We start from the raw sequence: 17,675 nt of genomic DNA, 5'->3' as shown, positions 1-17,675 counted from the left end.
GTGGTCGCCCTGGCGGCCCGTCGGGTGCTGTTCCTCTACCGGCTGGCCACCGTCGGCCAGCCCGCCCCCCAGCGGATCGAGTACGCGAGGAAGAACGCGGGCGCCGAACTGAAAGCCCAACTGGTCGAGGTATTCGGCCAGAAGAAACTCCTTAAGTGGACGCCGTCGGGCGTGGCGCACTTTTTCGTCATGTGGGCGTTCATCATCCTGCTGACCGTCTACATCGAGGCGTACGGCGCGATCATCCAGGGCGCCGTCACCGGCCGCCCGAACTTCCACATCCCGTTGATCGGGACCTGGCCGGTGCTGGGCTTCCTGCAGGACTTCATCGCGCTGGCCTGCGTGATCGGCCTGATCGCCTTCGCGGCCATCCGGGTCAGGAACGCGCCGACCAAGCTCGGCCGCAAGTCCCGCTTCTCCGGCTCGCACCTGGGCGGCGCCTGGCTCATCCTGTTCATGATCTTCAACGTGATCTGGACGCTGTTCCTGGCCCGCGCCGCCGCCGTCAAGACCGGCAACTTCCCGTATGAGTCGGGCGCGTTCGTCACCCACACCGTGGCCAAGATCCTGCCCGCCAGCCGGCTGCTGGAAGAGATCGCGCTGCTGCTGCACATCGGCGTCATGCTGGTGTTCCTGCTGATCGTGGTGCACTCCAAGCACCTGCACATCTTCACCGCGCCGCTGAACGTGCTGTTCTCGCGCCGCCCCGACGGGCTGGGCGCGGCCCAGGAGATGCGCAGCGGCGGCACGGTGCTGGACTTCGAGGAGGCCGACCCGGAGACCGACGCGTTCGGCCGGGGCAAGCTGACCGACGCCACCTGGAAGGACTTCCTGGACTTCTACACCTGCACCGAGTGCGGGCGCTGCCAGTCCCAGTGCCCGGCCTGGATCACCGACAAGCCGCTGTCGCCGAAGATGCTCATCCTGGACCAGCGCGACCACGCCTTCAAGATCGCGCCGTACCTGCTGATGAGCGAGGAGCAGCGCTCGCACCAGGGTGAGGACGTGCTGGCCCTGCTGGACAAGCCGCTGGTCGGGGTGGACGGGGTGATCCACCCGGACGTGCTGTGGTCGTGCACCAACTGCGGCGCCTGCGTCGAGCAGTGCCCGGTGGACATCGAGCACATCGACCACATCCTGGACATGCGCCGCTACCAGGTCATGATCGAGTCGTCGTTCCCGTCCGAGGCGGGAGTGATGCTGAAGAACCTGGAGAACAAGGGCAACCCGTGGGGCATGCCGGAGATGAAGCGGGCCGAGTGGGTGGCCGAGCTCGACTTCGAGGTCGAGGTCGTCGACGAGAAGATGCCCGAGGACGCCGAATACCTGTTCTGGGTCGGCTGCGCCGGTGCTTTGGAGGACCGCGCCAAGAAGACCACCAAGGCGGTCGCCGAGCTGCTGCACATCGCGGGCGTGAAGTTCGCGGTGCTCGGCCCGATGGAGGCCTGCACCGGTGATCCGGCGCGGCGGCTGGGCATGGAGTTCCTGTTCAACATGCTGGCCCAGCAGAACATCGAGACGCTGAACGAGGCCGGGGTCAAGAAGATCGTCGCCACCTGCCCGCACTGCTTCAACACCCTGGCCAACGAGTACCCGCAGCTGGGCGGGACTTATGAGGTCGTGCACCACACCCAGCTGCTGGCCCACCTGGTGGATGAGGGCAAGCTCACCCCGATCACGCCGATCGAGGAGAAGATCACCTACCACGACCCGTGCTTCCTGGGCCGCCACAACAAGGTGTACGCGCAGCCGCGCGACATCATGGCCAAGGTGCCGGGCGTGCAGACCCAGGAGATGCACCGCTGCAAGGACCGCGGCTTCTGCTGCGGCGCGGGCGGCGCCCGCATGTGGATGGAAGAGCGCATCGGCAAGCGCATCAACACCGAACGCGTGGACGAGGCCCTCACCACCGACCCGGACACCGTCTCCACCGCCTGCCCGTTCTGCCTGGTCATGCTCGGCGACGCCATCAACGAGAAGAAGAACACCGGCGCCGCCAAGAGCAGCCTGGAGGTCGTGGACGTGGCCCAACTCCTGATCAAGTCAGTGAAGGGCGGCGCCTGAGCACGTTTCGCAGGCCGCACTCCCTTTACGCAGGGAAAGGCAGTTCTCGTCCGTGCACCTGCGGCCGACTGTCGGGTTGGTAGAGGTTCGAAGGCACGTTCGCGAGCCGCGCGAAGACATCGATGGCCCGGGCCACCAGTTCCTCGGCCTCCTCCCGGCTCGCGCAGGCGGCCACCTCACGGCAGATCCCGCCCATGGCATCGGTCACGATCGCGACCATCGCGCGGACGCCCAGCGCGTCGTCCTGTTCGAACAGATGGGGATTCCCGCGCAACAGGGCGGCGTTCTGCCGGAGCCAGTCCTGGTTGATCCGGCGCATGCGCAAGCCGAACCCCGGAGGCGTATCACCGTCGGCGACCATCCGGACCACGTCCCGGTGCTCCCACGCACCCAGGAGGTAGGCCCGGGTTCCGGCGAGAAACAGGCGCAGTCCATTGGTGACCCCGGCCGCGCGCACGGCCAGGACCGTCTCGCGGGCACGTGCCTCCTGACTGCGCTGGTACTTCAGCCAGATGGCCAGATAGATGTTGGTCTTGCTGCCGTAGTGGTAGTAGAGCGACCCCACACTCATGTCCACCCGCTCGGTGATGTCACTCACGCTCGTCGCGGAGAAGCCCTTCTTGACGAAGAGTTCGCGGGCGGCCTCGGCCAGCGCCTGAGCAGCCTCGGTCTGCAACCGCGGACCTTCCAGGTCGATCGACATCTCGGTCTCTTCACCCGAGCGCGAGGGTTTCCCCTGTTTTCTGGACTTGGCTTCAGCCATCACCACATGCTCTCCGCTTCAGGTCGGCGGTCGCATCGACAATCGATCTACTCGCGCTGACACGTCTGAACGGGATTCAGTCTACGGCACCTAAGCCGCGCTATCGGTGGGGATGAAGTTGGTGAGGACGGTCTCACCGGCGGCGCCGATGAGCATGGTCGCGGCGGCCTCGGGGTTCGCGGCCGTCAAGGCCGTACGGAGGTCGTCCTCCTGCTGGTACCGCGGTACCAGTGGGCCGCCGAAGAGTCGCCCGCAGGCCCAGTGATTCGGTCTTTCCCGCCCGTAGCTTCGGAAGCAGAGGTCACGGCCCTTCCGTGGCCGGTGACGAGGCGAGGAGGAGTGACCGCGATGATCGAAGCGCACGAGTTGACCAAGCGGTACGGGGACAAGACGGTCGTGGATCGTCTGAGTTTTTCCGTCAAACCTGGTGAGGTGACCGGGTTTCTGGGGCCCAACGGCGCGGGGAAGTCCACCACCATGCGCATGATCGTCGGCCTGGACGCGCCGACCGGCGGCTCGGCCACGGTGAACGGCAAGCCCTACCTCAAGCACCCGGCGCCGCTGCACGAGATCGGCAGCCTCCTGGACGCCAAGGCCGTCCATCCAGGCCGCAGCGCCTTCGCGCATCTGCTGGCGCTCGCCCACACCCACGGCATCGCGCGCCGCCGGGTGGAGGAGGTCCTGGAGATCGCCGGACTGACCGCCGTGGCCGGCAAACGGGTGGGAACCTTCTCGCTCGGCATGGGCCAGCGCCTCGGCATCGCCGCCGCGCTCCTCGGCGATCCGGCGGTGGTGATGCTGGACGAGCCGGTCAACGGACTGGACCCGGAGGGTGTGCTGTGGGTGCGCACCTTGCTGCGGTCGCTGGCCGACGAGGGCCGGACGGTGATGCTGTCCTCGCACCTGATGAGCGAGATGGCGCTGATCGCCGACCACCTGGTGATCATCGGGCGGGGGCGGTTGCTCGCCGACACCACCCTGGACGGCTTCATCCAGCGGGCCGGAGGCGGCGGAGTCAGGGTCGTCACGGGCGAGGCAGCGCGGCTGCGGGCCCTGCTGGCCGGCCCCGACGTCACGATCAGCTCCACTTCTGGGGAAGAGCTCCTGGTCAGCGGCCGAAGCGCCCGTGAGATCGGGACGATCGCCGCATCGCACGGAGTGGCCCTGTACGAACTGACCCCACAGTCCGCTTCCCTGGAGGAGGCGTTCATGGACCTCACCCGGGACGCGGTGGAGTACCAGAGCGCCCCCGCCGCGAGCGCCGGCGCCAACCGAAAGGCAGCCTGATCCCCGTGGCCACCACCGATCTGACCGCGGTGCCCTCGCCCTCCTCCCCCGTGCGCAGGGTGACCACCCTGGGAGTGCTGCGCTCGGAGTGGACCAAGTTCTGGTCACTGCGCTCCAGCGCGATCACCCTGGGCGTCGGCCTGCTGCTGCTTGTCGCCTTCGGGGCGATCACCGCGTTCACCTACACCCCCACCGCCGACACTTTCGGCGCCGGACCGGACTCGACGAGCTCCCCCGACGCGATCAGCCTGGCCCTGAGCGGCATGAACTTCGCCCCCCTCGCGCTGGGTGTGCTCGGCGTCCTGGCCGGCGCGGGCGAGTACACCACCGGCACGGTGCGCTCCACCCTCCTGGCCGTTCCGAAGCGGCTGCCGGTGCTGTGGTCCAAGGCCGCAGTGATCGGCACGATCGCCCTGGTCGTGTCCACCGTCGGCGTCCTTGTCGCCTTCTCGATCGGCATGTTCGGCCTGGACGGGCAGCCGATCGCACTGTCCCTCGGCGACGACGGCGTGCTGCGCGGCCTGCTCGGCGCGGGCCTCTACCTCGGTCTGGTCGCGATGTTCGGCGTGGCCCTCGGCTCGCTGATCCGCTCCACCGCCGGCGGCATCGCCGCCCTGGTCGGCGTGACCCTGCTGCTGCCCGTGGTGGCCATCATGCTGCCCAATTCCTTCTTCGACACCGTCGGCCCGTACTTCTTCAGCAACGCCGGCGAGGCGGTGTATTCGCTGACCGAATCCGCAGGCTCGCTCTCGCCCGGCGCGGGCCTGGCGGTCCTGGCCGGCTGGGTCGCCGTCGTCCTGGCCGCGGCGGCCTTCCGGCTCAAGCGGACCGACGCCTGACCAGCCGGGACGCGACCGAGCTGCGAGGATGGACGCCATGAGCCACCCCCGCGGCACCGGCGACACGCTCGCGGACCGGGCCGGCTCCCCGCGGAGCCACCCAGTCCTGAGCCGGATGCTGCGCGGCCGGCACCGCCTGCGACAACTGGACAGCCGCCGCCCCTGGCTTCTCGACACCGGGGTGGTGCTCCTCGTCGCCGCCTTCGGCCTGCCCGGCCTGATCTTCGGCGACGGCAGGGTCCCTTTCGGGACGAGCGGACTCCACGACCCACTGCCGTCGGATGTCCTGCTGGTGCTGTCCGTCGTGCAGATCCTGCCGCTGTGGTGGCGCCGTCGTGCTCCCGTCACCGTGTTCCTCGTGGTCGCGTCGGCCCTCCTGATGCAGGGCTTCGCGGGGACGTTGCTGCCGTCGAGCGTCAGCGGGCTCGTCGCCCTGTTCAACCTGGCCCGGCACGGCCCCCTGCGGCTGCTTGGCTGGGCCGTCGCCGCGTCCGTGGCGGGGCTGGCGCTGTTGGTGTTCGTCCTGCTCGAACCGAAGCTGCTCGCCCTGTTCTTCCTCACCGGCACAGTCATCGCGGCCACCGCCAGCGGCCTCACCCTGCGTATCAGCCGCATGTACCTGACCGCCCTGGAGGACCGCACCCAGCGCCTGGAGACCGAACGCACCCAGCGCGAGCGGCTGACCGCGGCCGCCGAGCGCGCCCGCATCGCCCGCGAGATGCACGACATCGTCGGCCACAACCTCTCCGTCATGGTCACCCTCGCCGACGGCGCCGAACGCCTCGCCGCCAACAACGGGGAACAGTCCGCCGGGGCGCTGCGGCTGCTCGGCGACACCGGACGGCAGGCGATGGGCGAACTCCGCCGCGTCCTGGGCGTCCTGCGCGAGGAGACGGGGGACGGAACCGAAAGCCTCAGCCCGCAGCCGGGCACCGCCGACCTGGATGCCCTGATCGCCCGGGTCCGCGCGGCCGGCCTCACCCTCGCCTGCCGTACCTCCGGCGACCTGGGCTCACTTGGCGAGGGTGTCCAGCTCGCCGTCTACCGCATCGTCCAGGAAGCCCTCACCAACACCCTCAAGCACGCGGGCCCCGGCTCCACCGCCGAGGTCTCCGTCACCGCCGCGGCCGCCGAAGTCCACGTCCGTGTCGCCGATACCGGTCCACCGCCCGCGCTCTCCGGGCCCGCCGCCTCCCTGCCACAGGACCCACAGGACCCACAGGACGGTGACATCGGCCACGGCCTGGTCGGCATCCGCCAGCGCACCGCCCTCTACGGCGGTACCGCCACCCTCGGCCCGCGCCGGGACCGGCCCGGCTGGCTGGTGGACGTTCTGCTCGACGCGGCCGCCCCCCCGCCACCCCGGCAGACCCTGGAGGAACCCCTCTCGTGACCACCGTTCTGATCGTCGACGACCAGCATCTGCAGCGTCTCGGCCTGCGCATGCTCCTGGAGGGCACCGATGGCATCACCCCTGTCGGCGAGGCCGCCAACGGCGTCGAAGCCGTCCGCATGGCCGCGGAACTCCGCCCCGATGTCGTCCTGATGGACGTCCGGATGCCCGGTATGGACGGCCTGGAGGCCACCCGCCGGATCGTCGCCGCGGGCGGCCGCACCCGCGTCCTCATCGTCACCACCTTCGACCTCGACGAGTACGCCCACGACGGCCTGCGCGCCGGCGCCAGCGGCTTCCTCCTCAAGGACGCCCGCCCCGAGGAACTCGTCGCCGGCATCCAGGCGGTGGCGAACGGCGACGCCGTGGTCGCCCCCAGCCTGACCCGCCGCCTCCTGGACGCCTACGCCCACCGGGTCCTGGTTCCCGCGGACGCCCCCGCCGAGGCGGACCCCCGGCTGCGCGGCCTCAGCGACCGCGAACGCGAGGTCCTGATCGCCATCGGCCGGGGCTGGACCAACACCGAAATCGCCGAACAGCTCGTCCTGTCGGAATCCACGGTGAAGAAGCACGTCGGCCGCGTCCTCGCCAAGATCGGCGCCCGCGACCGCATCCAAGCCGTGATCATCGCGTACGACGCGGGGCTGGTCCGGGCACAGCCGTAGCGGGTGGTGCCGCTGGGCCGTCAGGCGAGGTCGAGTACCGCCTTGCCGTGCAGGCGGCGTTCGACGAGGGCGCTCACCGCCTCGGACACGTCGTTCCAGCCGCCGCGCCAAGTGATCTCGGGGCTCAGCACGCCGTCCGCGACCTGCCGGGCCAGCCAGACCAGGTCCCGGCCCAGCCCGTCGCAGAACAGCAGCATGAACGTGACGATCGAGCGATCGTCACGTTCTGGTCCGCTGAACATGGCTCCGAACGGGAAGCTCTCGCCATCACCCGAGGAGTGCCCGACCGCCACCAGCGTGCCCTTCGCGCCGAGCTGATCGAATGCCTCCACGAGTTGCGGGCCGCCCACCATGTCGAGCACGCCGTCGAGCCCGCCGTCGACTCGCGCGGGACCGGACACCACCTCATGGGCGCCCAGAGCGCGCAACGCCTCGCCGTGCTTGGCGGGGTCGCCGGTGGAGGCGATCACATGTGCGCCGCCGAGCCGGGCGAGTTGGACGGCGTAGCGCCCGACGCCGCCGGTGGCGCCGGTCACGAGGATCCTGCGCCCCAGTACGGGCCCGATCCGGTGGAGCGCGCGCAGCGCAGTGCCGGCGGCGACCGGGATGGTGCTGATCGCGCTCGGCTCCGCGCGCTCGGGCACCACGCCGATCCAGCCGGTCCGCACGGCGCGGACCTCGGCCCAGCCGCCGCTCTCCTCGAGGGTCACGACCGGAGTGCCCACGCTCGGCCCTGACCCGTCCGCGGCCGCCTGGACGACGACTCCGGCGGCGTCCCAGCCGAGCACCGTCCCCTCCGGGGCCGTCTCGATGCCTTGCGTGACCTCGCCGTAGTTGAGCGAGGTGGCCGTGACCCGGACCAGCGCCTGGTTGGGGGCGGGCACGGGCTCAGAGACTTCCCCCACCCGCAGGCCACCGGGGACGGAACGATCAACGATCAGGGCGCGCATGGTGATCCTCTCCTCAGAGCCCAAAATGCCACTCAGGAGCATAAGCCTATGGAAGGCATCTGCGTTCCAGTTACACTAGGAACGATGACGGCTGACATTTCCACCTCCGCGCCGGGAACGCTCTCGCTGCGGGAGCGTAAGAAGCTCAGGACCAGGGCCGCGCTGGTCGATACGGCCCTCGCGCTCTTCACCGAGCGCGGCTTCGACGGGGTGACCCTTGACGAGTTGTGCGAAGTCGTCGAGGTCTCCAAACGCACCTTCTTCCGGAATTTCGCCAGTAAGGAGCAGGTCGCCTCCGCTCCACTTGAGGCTCTGTGGAACGGCCTGCGGGACGACGTCGAGCACCTGCCATTCGGCCGCGTACCCGTCCTGGAGGCGCTGCAGGAGGCGTTGCTCGAGGTGCTCGCGCGCATGGACGACGGCGGAGCCTGGGTGACCCGCGTACGACGGAGCCGGAAACTGGCCGAGCGCACGCCGTCGATCGCCGCGTACGGGCTTCAGTACTGCGACGACACCAGCGCGGCCATCGAGGCGACCCTGCAGCGCAGGCTGGGCCTGGACCCCGCCGACCCGCGGCCGAGGCTGGCGCTGGACCTGCTGGTCGCGTCGTTCCACGCCGCGCTGCGGGCCTGGACGGCCAAGCCCGGCACGCTTACCCACGCGGGTCTCGCGGCCGAGCTGCGGTCGGTCTTCGCGGCCCTCCCCGGCGCGCTCGCCTTCAGCGTGGCCTGACGAGCGGTCGGCTAGGACAGCGGTCGGCTAGGACAAGGGAAGCAGCACGGTGAAGCGAGCGCCTTCGCCGGGCGCCGTCCTGAGTTCGACGCGGCCGACGTGGGCCTCCAGGATCGCGGCGGTGATGGCCAGGCCGAGTCCGGTGCCGCCGCGCTTACGGGACCGGGCCTCGTCGACCCGGTAGAACCGGTCGAAAATGTTCGGTGCGGCCTCCAGCGGCACGCCCGGCCCTTCGTCGATCACTTCCAGTACGACGCGGCCGCGCGATTCCAGACTTCCCGCCACGGCCGCGGGAGGTTCCGGCCGTTCGGCGGGCATGCCCACGCGGACGTGCACGGGCGTGCCTGGCGGGGTGTGGGCCATGGCGTTGCTGACGAGGTTCGTGATCACCTGGCGCATCCGGTGTTCGTCCACAGCGACCCGGATCGGCTTCTCGGCGCTTACCAGGATCAGCGGCCGCTCCGGGTCGCGGGCCCTGGCGTCGTGCACGGCGTCCTCGACGAGCGTGCGGATGTCCAGTTCGGCCAGGGTCAGCGCGCGTTCCTGGTCCAGCCGGGCCAGCAGCAGCATGTCCTCCACCAGCCGGCCCATCCGGATCGCCTCGTCCTCGATCCGGCCCATCAGCCGGTCCACATCGGCCCGGTCCGGCGCGCCGCCGCAGCGGCTCAGTTCGGCGAAGCCGCGGATCGACGTCAGCGGGGTGCACAGTTCGTGCGAGGCGTCCGCCACGAACCTGCGCAGCCGCGCCTCGGATTGTTCCCGCTGGCGCAGCGCGGCGGAAAGCCTGCCCACCATGGTGTTCAGCGCGCCGCCGAGCCGGCCGACCTCGGTGTACGAATCCGACGCGAGCTGCAGATCGAGGTGGCCGTCGGCGATGCCCTCCGCCGTCTTCTCGATCTTGATCAATGGCCGCAGTCCCAGCCGTACCAGCAGGAACCCGACCACGCCGAGGGTGAGCAGCAAAGCGAGCCCGACCCCGGCCTCGATCCAGATCAGCTGCGTCACGGTCACCTCGGCGGTCTCCGTCGACTGCGCGGCCACGATGATCCGCGGCCCGTCGGGCACCATCTGCTGCCACACCATGACGCGCCAGTCGGCGCCGCCCTGCTTGTCGGCGACCGTGAACGGGCGCTCGTCGTACTGGTCGACGTTGGCCGAGTTGATCGCCGGCAGTGCCAGCCCAGGCTCGCCGACCGGGGCCGAGAACTGCCGTGTCCCGTTGCTGTAGAGCACCTGGAGCGCGAAATCCGTGGGCAGACCGTCAGAGTCGCGCCCAAGGTCCTCCGACGACGGCTTCAACCGTCCCGGGTTGCCGTCCATCTGGTGCACGAGGTCACTGATCCGGTCGTCCATCCGGGCGATCATCGACTCGCGGATCAGCACGACGCTCGTGACCCCGATGGTGCCCAGGCCGAGAGTGGCCAGCACGAGCAACGCCATGATCAGGCGCGCCCGTAGTGTCCACGGTCTGCGCCACTTGCTCATCGCTCTTCCCTGGGCAACCGCAGGGAGTAGCCGACGCCCCGGATGGTGTGGATCAGCGGGGGTTCCACCGAGTCGATCTTGCGGCGCAGATAGCTGATGTACGACTCGACGATCCGGCCGTCCCCGCCGAATTCGTAGTCCCACACCCGGTCGAGGATCTGCGGTTTGCTGACCACCCGCTCGGCGTTGACCAGCAGGTACCGCAACAGGTTGAACTCGGTGGGCGACAGGTGGACGAGCCGACCGGCCCGGTGGCCTTCGTGGGCTTCCTCGTCGATCACGAGATCGGCGTACCGCAAGGTGCCGTCGTCCGGCGGGACGTCGGCGCCGCCGCCCGTGCGCCGGAGGATCGCCCACAGCCGCAACACCACTTCCTCCAGGCTGAACGGCTTGGTCACATAGTCGTCGCCACCGGCCGTCAGGCCCGCGATCCGGTCTTCCACGGCCTTCCGTGCGGTCAGGAAGAGCACCGGCAGCCGGTCGTGCACCGCGCGGAGGCTGCGGGCGAGGCTGAAGCCGTCGGTGTCGGGCAGCATCACGTCCAGAATGACGATGTCCGGCCGGACGCACCCGGCCGTGGCCAGCGCCTCGGCTCCGCAGTTCGCCGCGTGAACGGTGAATCCGCTGAGCCGGAGCGCTGCCGACAACAGCTCCAGGATGTTCGGTTCGTCTTCCACGACAAGGACGGTCGCCTCGCCACGCTGTTGGTCCACCGGACCACCGTCAACGACGAACCTGGGAATTGGCTGGGAACCCGCCGTGATTCACGCGTCCGTGCACTCGTGCAGTGTCTCGCCCTCGCTGCCCGCTGTGAGCACGGGCTCGCAGTTCTGTTCGAGCCACTGGGACCGCTCGCTGCCCATGTCTTCGGCGCCCATCATCTGACCGCCGGTGAGCACGAACCGCAGCTTGCCCGCACGCACCCAGGTGGACAGCTGGTCCACTGAGGGCACCGGGTCCCGACCGCTGAACCCGCCCACACCGACGACGGTCTCGTCGGTGGCGACGATGTACGGCTCCGCGGCCTGGGCACCGCCCTCGATCGCCAGCGTGATCTCGGCCCCGGACGCATGCGACTTGGCGTAGTTCAGGATCTTGCGTTGGTCGGCGGTGAGTTTCCCACCGTCCCCGCCACCCAGAGCGCTGCCAAGCAGCAGCATCTCGTCGTCTGCCGGCCCCGCGGCCGGCAGGGCCGCGATGCCCGGGCCGCCGACCGCACCGGCACCCGACCACATGGCGGGCGCCAGCAACGCCGCGGCCAGCCCGAGCACGAGTCCCACCCTCGGGACCTTGCGCGGCGCCAGCGCCAGGATCGCGACCAGCGCGACGATCACCACCGGGTACCGCAGCCAGCCGTGCCATGAGGTGTCCCGGGAGATGAGCACCCACGCCCATGCCGCGGTCACCGCGACGCCGGCGGGCAGCATCAGCCGGCCCGGTCCCTCGGGCTCCTGGTACTTCCGGAACGCCCACACTGTGCCCGCGCCGACGAGTGCTCCGATCGCCGGTGCCATGACGGTGGTGTAGTACGGGTGGAAGATGCCTTTCTGGAAGCTGAACACCAGGGCGTTCACCACGAGCCAGCCGCCCCACAGCACCCAGCCCGCGCGGTTGGCGGTGTCCGCCGGGGCGGACCGGCGGAACCGCCGGACGCCGAGCCCCGCCGCGACCACCAGCGTGATCAGCGCCAACGGCAGCAGCCAGCTGATCTGCCCGCCGACCGCCTCGCCGAACATCCGGTCCGGACCGGACGCGCCGCCGAACATCAAGCCGACCCCGCCGCCGGGGCCACCGCCGGGGCCGCCGGGGCCGGACGGGACGGTCACCGCCCCGCCGTTGCCCGTTTCCTCACCGCCGAAGACGCGGCCTAGCCCGTTGTAGCCCAGCACCAGATCCAGGGCCGTGCCGTCGGTGCTGCCGCCGATGTACGGCTTCCGGCCCGGCCACAGATCGACGACCGCGACCCACCACAGTGAACTCGTCAGCAGCACGACGGCCGCACCGGCCAGGTCGAGCACCTTACGGCGCCAAGGTGCCTTGCTGCCGGCCAGGTACGCGGCGAAAAACGCGGGAACGACGATCCATGCGGCGAACATCTTCGCCAGGAAGCCGCACCCGATCAGGAACGCCGCGAACAACAGCCACTTCGTCCTGGTGCCTGGTTCCAACGCCTTCATCGCGCGGGTGAAGGCGTAGGCCGCCGCGACGATCGTGAGGACAAGCATGGTGTCGGTGTTGTTCGTGCGGGTGGTCACCACAGTGATCGGCGTGAACGCGAAGATCAGCGCGGCGATCAGCGCGGCGTTCTCCCCCGCCCACATCCGGACGGTCCGGTGCAGCAGGAAGATCGCCGCGACCCCTTCGACCACCTGCGGCAGCAGCACGGACCAGTTGTGGAAGCCGAAGATCCACACCGAGACCACCTGCGGCCACAACGCCAACGGAGGTTTGTCCATCGTGACCACACCGGCCGGGTCGAACGAACCGAACAGGAAGTTCGTGAAGTTCAACGACATCGACTTCGCCGCGGCCGTGTAATACAGGTTGCCCCAACTGCCGCTCCACAGCACCCAGCCGTACAGCACCGTCCCCAGTGCGAGGATCGCGATGAGCGCGAACTGCGGCCAGCGCGGGGAAGGTCGCCGTGTCGGTTCGATGTGCACTGCCTGCTGCCCTTGGCCGGTGTCGGCGGCGGTCATATGTTTCCCTTTTCTTGTTTGAAAACCCAGCCACGCAGCAGGACGAACCGGCCGGCCGTGCCGAACACGGACGCGCCGAGCAACACGACCAGCTCGAGGAGACGCGAAGGTTCGGCCACTGCCGAGTGCAGGACCAGCAGCGCGGTCGACGTGAACGCGTAGTAGAGACCGAAGACGACGAGACCTTGCAGGTGCGCCCTGCCGGACGAGCCACGGGAGCCGAGGAACGTGAAGCGCCGGTTGGCCTCGGTGTTGAACAGCGTGGTGATGACGAGCGCCAGCAGGTTGGCCGCCAGCGGGTGCGTCGCTGACCGGAAGAACGCGTAGAGCAGCAGAGTGACCGCTGTGGACAGTACGCCGATCGCGCCGAATGACAGCAGTTGCCAGACCAGACCCGTATCCCGTCTGGACAGCACCGCGTCCGGATGGGCCGGTTTGGGTTCCGGACGCCTTGGCAGGTCGGCGACTCTCGCGGTGCCGACGGCTTTCGCCCTCGCCACCCGAATCAGACCCCGGATGTCCTCGAGCGCGGTTGATCCGATCCGGACCCGGGTGTCGATGTCCTCGACCCAGTCCACCGGCACCTCGTGCACCCGCAGTCCGTTGTGCTCGGCCAGCAACAGCAGTTCGGTGTCGAAGAACCAGTTGTCGTCCTTGATGTGGTCGAGCAGCGGGCGGATCACGTCCGTGCGCGCGGCCTTGAAGCCGCACTGGGCGTCGGAGAACTTCGCGCCATGGCTGAGCCGGATGATCGCGTTGTAACAGCGGGAGATCAGCTCACGCTGCGGGCCACGTATGGTCCTCGCGCCCTGGGCCAGCCGCGAGCCGATCGAGATGTCGGAGTGGCCGTTGACCAGCGGAGCCACCAGGGGTAACAACGCGTCCAGCCCGGTCGACAGGTCGACGTCCATATAGGCCACCACGTCGGCGTCGCTCCACTGCCACGCGGTGCGCAGGGCATGGCCGCGGCCTTTCTCGTCGAGATGAAGCACGCGGATCTGATCCGTCGCTTCGGTCAGCTCGTTGGCGATCGCCAGGGTGGCGTCGGTGCTGGCGTTGTCGACGATGGTGATGGTCCACTCGAACGGGAACTGGTTGTCCAGGTAGGACTTCAGGACTTGCATGCAGCCGCGCAGCGCGCGTTCCTCGTTGTACACCGGGATCACGACGTCGACCGTGGTCGTGCTGGTCAGGTCCGGCGGGGATGCCGGGACAGGTGTGCCAGTCATGACTCCAGGTGTGCCAGGCGTATGCGCGAGCAGTGTGTACGGAACCTCAAAAAAGCCTGGGAGTCGCGATGGTCGGGTCCTGGCCATGAAGATCCGGTTACCACAGTCCACCCAGGCGACTTCCAGGTAACTCGCACAAACGCGATCTACGGTCGCGGCGTGTCAACCCGAGGGAGTCAGAGCATGTACGTGGCAGCAGCCGATCAGCCAGGAGGTCTCGCCGGCCTGATGGTAGACATCATGGACAAGCTGGGCGGACCGGGTGCGGCGCTCCTCGTCGGCATCGACAACATCTTCCCGCCGATACCGAGCGAACTGGTGCTGCCACTGGCTGGTTTCGCCGCGAGCCAGGGCACCATGAGCCTGTTCATGGCGCTGTTCTGGACCACTCTCGGCTCCGTCGGCGGCGCCCTGCTCACCTACTGGCTGGGCGCGTGGCTCGGCCGCGACCGCGTCCGCTCCCTGATCATCCGCGCGCCTTTGATGAAGCCGTCAGACTTCGACCGCACCGAACGCTGGTTCCTCAAACACGGCACGAAGGCCGTGTTCTTCGGCCGGATGGTGCCCCTGTTCCGCAGTCTCATCTCGCTACCAGCGGGCGTCGAACGCATGCCTTTGTGGCGGTTCCTGTGCCTGACCACGCTCGGCAGCCTGATCTGGAACTCGGGCTTCGTCGTGTCCGGCTACCTGCTGGGCGCCAACTGGCAGGTCGTGGACGAGTACGCGGGCGTCTTCCAGCAGGTGGTCATCGCGGTCGTCGCACTGGCAATCGTCGTGTTCGTGGCGGTCCGAATGCGCGAATGGAGACAGAGCAAGGGCCATGCCCAGTAGGCCACCGCGACGTTGCCGCCCAGCACCCTCGGGGTAGTTCACCCAGGTCTTCCGCTGGTACCGCGGTACCAGTGTGCCGCCGAAGAGTCGCCCGCGGTCCCAGTGATTCGGTCTTTCCCGCCCGTAGCTTCGAAAGCAGAGATCATCCTGAGGCAAGGAGCGCGCATGACCGTGCTGGCCGCACTCGTAGCCCTCGTCGGTTCGCTCTTCTTCGCCCTCGGCTCGGCTCTGCAGCAGTTCGAAGCGGCCGGCGACGCCCGGCTGCGGTACCTGGTGCGGCGGCCGCGCTGGCTGCTCGGCGGCCTGTCGATCGCCTGCGGCGCCGTCCTGCACATCGTGGCGCTCGGCCTCGGCCCGCTCACCGTCGTCCAGCCGATGGGCGTGGCCAGCCTGCTGTTCGCCCTGCCACTGGCCGCCGCCCTGCACGGCCGCCGGCCTACCCGGCGGGAACTGACCGCCGCCGCGGTCGTCGCGATCGGCCTGATCGTGCTGGTCATGATGGTCCCGGCGGGCGGCGGCCCGATCGAGTTCAGCCCCCGTGAGGCCGCGGTCCTGCTCGGGATCGCCGGGATCAGCGCGATCCTGCTCTGGGCGGGCTCGCGCCTGGCGCCGCCCTCTGGCCGCGCGGCCCTGCTCGCCACCAGCTCAGGCGTGCTGTACGGCGCGACGGCCACCCTGATCCGCGTCCTGGTGGACGGCGGCTGGAACTGGTGGTACGTCCTGGCGCTGCCGCTGCCCGCCCTGCTCGCCCTGATGATGCTGCAACGCGCCTACGCCGTCGGGCACTTCGGCGTCTCCTTCGCCTCGCTGCAGATCGCCGACCCGCTCACCGCGGTCGCCTTCGGCGCGCTGCTGCTCGGCGAACCCCTGCCCTCCGGCGTCCCCCCGCTCCTGGCCGCCGCCGTCGCCGCGGCCGGCACCGTCGCCCTCGCCCGAACCAGCCCTCTTGACCGAAGGACCTCCTGATGGCCATCCCCATGCACACCATGACCGAAGTCGCCCCCCGGCCGGCCCCGCTCCGTCCACGCGGCGTGCTGATCTCGACCGACACCTACCCTCCCGATGTCAACGGGGCCGCCTACTTCAGCCACCGCCTGGCCACCGGCCTGGCCGAACGCCGCCGCCGACGCCTTCGCCATGCCGGGCATCGCCGAACTGCAGTCGATCGCGACGCTGGAGGCCATGGCGAGCGGGCTGCCGGTCGTCGCGGCCGACGCGGTGGCGCTGCCGCACCTGGTCGAGGAGAACGGCTACCTCTACCAGCCCGGCGACGTGATGGCGCTGGCCGGCCACCTCACCCGGATCATCACCGACGAGAGCCTGCGCGAGCGACTCGGCCGCAACAGCCGGGCCATGGCGATGGCCCACGACCACCAGGTGTCGCTGGCCCGTTTCGAGGCGATCTACGATGAGGTGGCCCGTTGAGCCGGATCGTCACCGTCTCAGCGCGATCTTCCCCAGCTGGATCGGCGGTGAGGCGTACTACGGGCTGCTGGAGCGGGTCGTCGGGGCCGACCTGGTGTTGCTCGTGGTGATGGCGCTGGTCGTCCGCCTGCCGCCGCAGTCCACCGCCTACGCCGAGCAGTACGTCCCCGGGCAGAACTTGACCTCGGGGTAGCGCGAGGACGGCTTGTCCAGGAGGGGCTCCCGCTGCGACTTCAGGTGCTGGTCGAGGAAGGCCGCCACGTACGTGCGGGTGAGTTCGGCGGAGCGCGCCGCGGGCAGGACGCCGGGAAGGGGCTTGATGCCGAGGGCGCCCGCCAGCAGTGGGCCGTCGGTGAAGGACTGGTGTTCGGCGTCCGACAGCACGAGCCAGCGCTTCCACCCGGTCAGCAGCTTCCAGTCGCGGTCCCACGAATTGTCGCGGCCGCCGGGGGTGTGCTGCGGCGAGCCGATGAACATGAACGGCCGGGAGAACCCGCTCTTGGGGATCCGGGCGTAGGTGGTGCCGTCCATGTCGATTCCGGCGCGCACCCGGGAGTCCGTCAGCATGGCCGCCATGGCGCTGGCCCCGCCGATCGACTGGCCCGCCATCGCGATTCTGGAGCGGTCGATCAGGTCGGAGCCGTCCCACGTCGACGTCAGGTGGTCGAGCACGAAGGAGACGTCGGCCGCCCGGCCCTGGACCACGCCCGTGCCGAAGCCCGGGTCGGTGTCGCTGTCACACGCCAGGCACTCCGCGACCCGCCCGTCGGGGAAGGTGGTGGCGTAGCTCTCGTAGGTGTGGTCGATCCCGGCCACCACATACCCGCGGCTGGCCAGGTCCTCGGCCAGGGACGTGAGCGTGCTCACCGGCTTGGTGAAACCAGGGGAAAGCACCACCAGCGGAAGCTTCCGCCCCGCGGGCTCGGCGTCCTGGACGGCGTTCGTTCGTGTCCTGCTCAGCGTGTCGTTCGGCACCCCCGCGACCCTCAAGCCTTTCAGGGTGAGCTCCGATTCCTTCGGCGTCATGTACGGAGCGCGCTGCCCGTCGCGCCGTTCGGTCGGATACCACAGGGTGACCTTGAGCTCCCTGGCGTCGACGTCGAGGTTCCAGGGGTCGGGGCGGGAGGTGTCCTTCAGATACAGCGCGGTGGTGCCGACCGGATGGGCCCCGGTGGGTGCGGGCAGGGTGGCGGGCCCGGCCGGCGTGGCCGACGGGGCGTCGGACCGGGGCGGTGCGGGGGCGGAGCAGGCGGACGCGGCCAGGACGACCAGTCCTAGGGCGACGGCCAGGAGCTGTCTCATGGGGAGGTCCG

At 69.5% G+C, this 17,675-nt stretch carries 16 protein-coding genes and 1 pseudogene; 10 read left to right on the top strand and 7 right to left on the bottom strand.

What is annotated here, in order from left to right; genetic code table 11:
- Positions 1-2,064: a (Fe-S)-binding protein gene (locus Aple_RS10725; protein WP_155344360.1), complete on the top strand. Its 2,064-nt coding sequence runs from the start codon at positions 1-3 to the stop codon at positions 2,062-2,064.
- A 25-nt stretch (positions 2,065-2,089) separates the two neighbouring features.
- On the opposite strand, the gene Aple_RS10720 is transcribed toward Aple_RS10725, so the two are convergent.
- Positions 2,090-2,767 (bottom strand): TetR/AcrR family transcriptional regulator, encoded by a 678-nt coding sequence (locus Aple_RS10720; protein WP_170321394.1) that lies wholly within the window; start codon positions 2,765-2,767, stop codon positions 2,090-2,092.
- A gap of 408 nt (positions 2,768-3,175) precedes the next feature.
- Between Aple_RS10720 and Aple_RS10715 the strand changes: the two genes are divergently transcribed.
- Genes Aple_RS10715 through Aple_RS10700 form a run of 4 tightly spaced genes read left to right on the top strand, consistent with a single transcriptional unit; the run spans position 3,176 to position 7,011 of the window.
- The gene (locus Aple_RS10715; protein WP_155344358.1) at positions 3,176-4,114 is read left to right on the top strand and encodes an ABC transporter ATP-binding protein; all 939 of its coding nucleotides are present in this window, start codon (positions 3,176-3,178) and stop codon (positions 4,112-4,114) included.
- Between the two features lie 5 nt (positions 4,115-4,119).
- Positions 4,120-4,953, top strand: coding sequence for an ABC transporter permease (locus tag Aple_RS10710; RefSeq protein WP_155344357.1), 834 nt, complete (start codon positions 4,120-4,122; stop codon positions 4,951-4,953).
- 37 nt (positions 4,954-4,990) lie between these two features.
- Positions 4,991-6,346 carry a sensor histidine kinase gene (locus Aple_RS10705; protein ID WP_218038233.1) on the top strand — a complete coding sequence of 452 codons (1,356 nt, stop codon included), beginning with the start codon at positions 4,991-4,993 and terminating at the stop codon, positions 6,344-6,346.
- Entirely contained in the window at positions 6,343-7,011 is a 669-nt protein-coding gene (locus Aple_RS10700; protein ID WP_155344355.1) for a response regulator, read from the top strand. Before Aple_RS10705 ends, Aple_RS10700 begins: the two co-directional genes overlap by 4 nt.
- A 20-nt stretch (positions 7,012-7,031) precedes the next feature.
- Here Aple_RS10700 and Aple_RS10695 read toward each other — a convergent pair whose 3' ends face one another.
- A complete protein-coding gene (locus tag Aple_RS10695) occupies positions 7,032-7,961 on the bottom strand; it encodes a zinc-binding dehydrogenase (RefSeq protein WP_155344354.1) in 930 nt (309 codons plus the stop codon).
- Positions 7,962-8,045: 84 nt separating this feature from the next.
- Here Aple_RS10695 and Aple_RS10690 point away from each other — a divergent pair, with 84 nt between their 5' ends.
- Entirely contained in the window at positions 8,046-8,693 is a 648-nt protein-coding gene (locus Aple_RS10690; RefSeq protein WP_155344353.1) for a TetR family transcriptional regulator, read from the top strand.
- A gap of 27 nt (positions 8,694-8,720) precedes the next feature.
- On the opposite strand, the gene Aple_RS10685 is transcribed toward Aple_RS10690, so the two are convergent.
- From Aple_RS10685 to Aple_RS10670, 4 genes are read right to left on the bottom strand one after another with little or no spacing between them, the layout of a single operon-like run.
- Complete coding sequence (locus tag Aple_RS10685) at positions 8,721-10,178, bottom strand: sensor histidine kinase (RefSeq protein ID WP_155344352.1); 1,458 nt, start codon at positions 10,176-10,178, stop codon at positions 8,721-8,723.
- Complete coding sequence (locus Aple_RS10680; RefSeq protein ID WP_155344351.1) at positions 10,175-10,891, bottom strand: response regulator transcription factor; 717 nt, start codon at positions 10,889-10,891, stop codon at positions 10,175-10,177. Before Aple_RS10680 ends, Aple_RS10685 begins: the two co-directional genes overlap by 4 nt.
- 51 nt (positions 10,892-10,942) lie before the next feature.
- The gene (locus Aple_RS10675; RefSeq protein WP_155344350.1) at positions 10,943-12,877 is read right to left on the bottom strand and encodes an ArnT family glycosyltransferase; all 1,935 of its coding nucleotides are present in this window, start codon (positions 12,875-12,877) and stop codon (positions 10,943-10,945) included.
- Positions 12,874-14,106 carry a bifunctional glycosyltransferase family 2/GtrA family protein gene (locus tag Aple_RS10670; protein ID WP_155344349.1) on the bottom strand — a complete coding sequence of 411 codons (1,233 nt, stop codon included), beginning with the start codon at positions 14,104-14,106 and terminating at the stop codon, positions 12,874-12,876. Before Aple_RS10670 ends, Aple_RS10675 begins: the two co-directional genes overlap by 4 nt.
- Positions 14,107-14,289: 183 nt before the next feature.
- On the opposite strand from Aple_RS10670, the gene Aple_RS10665 reads away from it, so the two are divergent.
- The 4 genes and pseudogenes from Aple_RS10665 to Aple_RS10650 all read left to right on the top strand — a co-directional run bounded on the left by Aple_RS10665 (position 14,290) and on the right by Aple_RS10650 (position 16,555).
- Positions 14,290-14,937, top strand: a complete 648-nt coding sequence (locus tag Aple_RS10665) for a DedA family protein (RefSeq protein ID WP_155344348.1) — start codon at positions 14,290-14,292, stop codon at positions 14,935-14,937.
- Positions 14,938-15,102: 165 nt separating this feature from the next.
- Complete coding sequence (locus tag Aple_RS10660) at positions 15,103-15,903, top strand: DMT family transporter (RefSeq protein WP_170321393.1); 801 nt, start codon at positions 15,103-15,105, stop codon at positions 15,901-15,903.
- A gap of 150 nt (positions 15,904-16,053) precedes the next feature.
- Positions 16,054-16,362: pseudogene (locus Aple_RS10655) on the top strand (glycosyltransferase family 4 protein); the annotation flags it as partial.
- Positions 16,346-16,555, top strand: coding sequence for a hypothetical protein (locus Aple_RS10650; RefSeq protein WP_155344346.1), 210 nt, complete (start codon positions 16,346-16,348; stop codon positions 16,553-16,555). The pseudogene Aple_RS10655 and the gene Aple_RS10650, both read left to right, overlap by 17 nt.
- Here Aple_RS10650 and Aple_RS10645 read toward each other — a convergent pair.
- Positions 16,510-17,664, bottom strand: coding sequence for an alpha/beta hydrolase family protein (locus Aple_RS10645; RefSeq protein WP_155344345.1), 1,155 nt, complete (start codon positions 17,662-17,664; stop codon positions 16,510-16,512). The two genes, Aple_RS10650 and Aple_RS10645, sit on opposite strands and share 46 nt — an antisense overlap.
- Positions 17,665-17,675: the final 11 nt, after the last annotated feature.

It is taken from the genome of Acrocarpospora pleiomorpha, assembly GCF_009687885.1.
GTDB lineage: Bacteria > Actinomycetota > Actinomycetes > Streptosporangiales > Streptosporangiaceae > Acrocarpospora > Acrocarpospora pleiomorpha.
The sequence above is the reverse complement of the archived record's forward strand: the minus strand, read 5'-3'. Positions and strand labels throughout refer to the sequence as shown.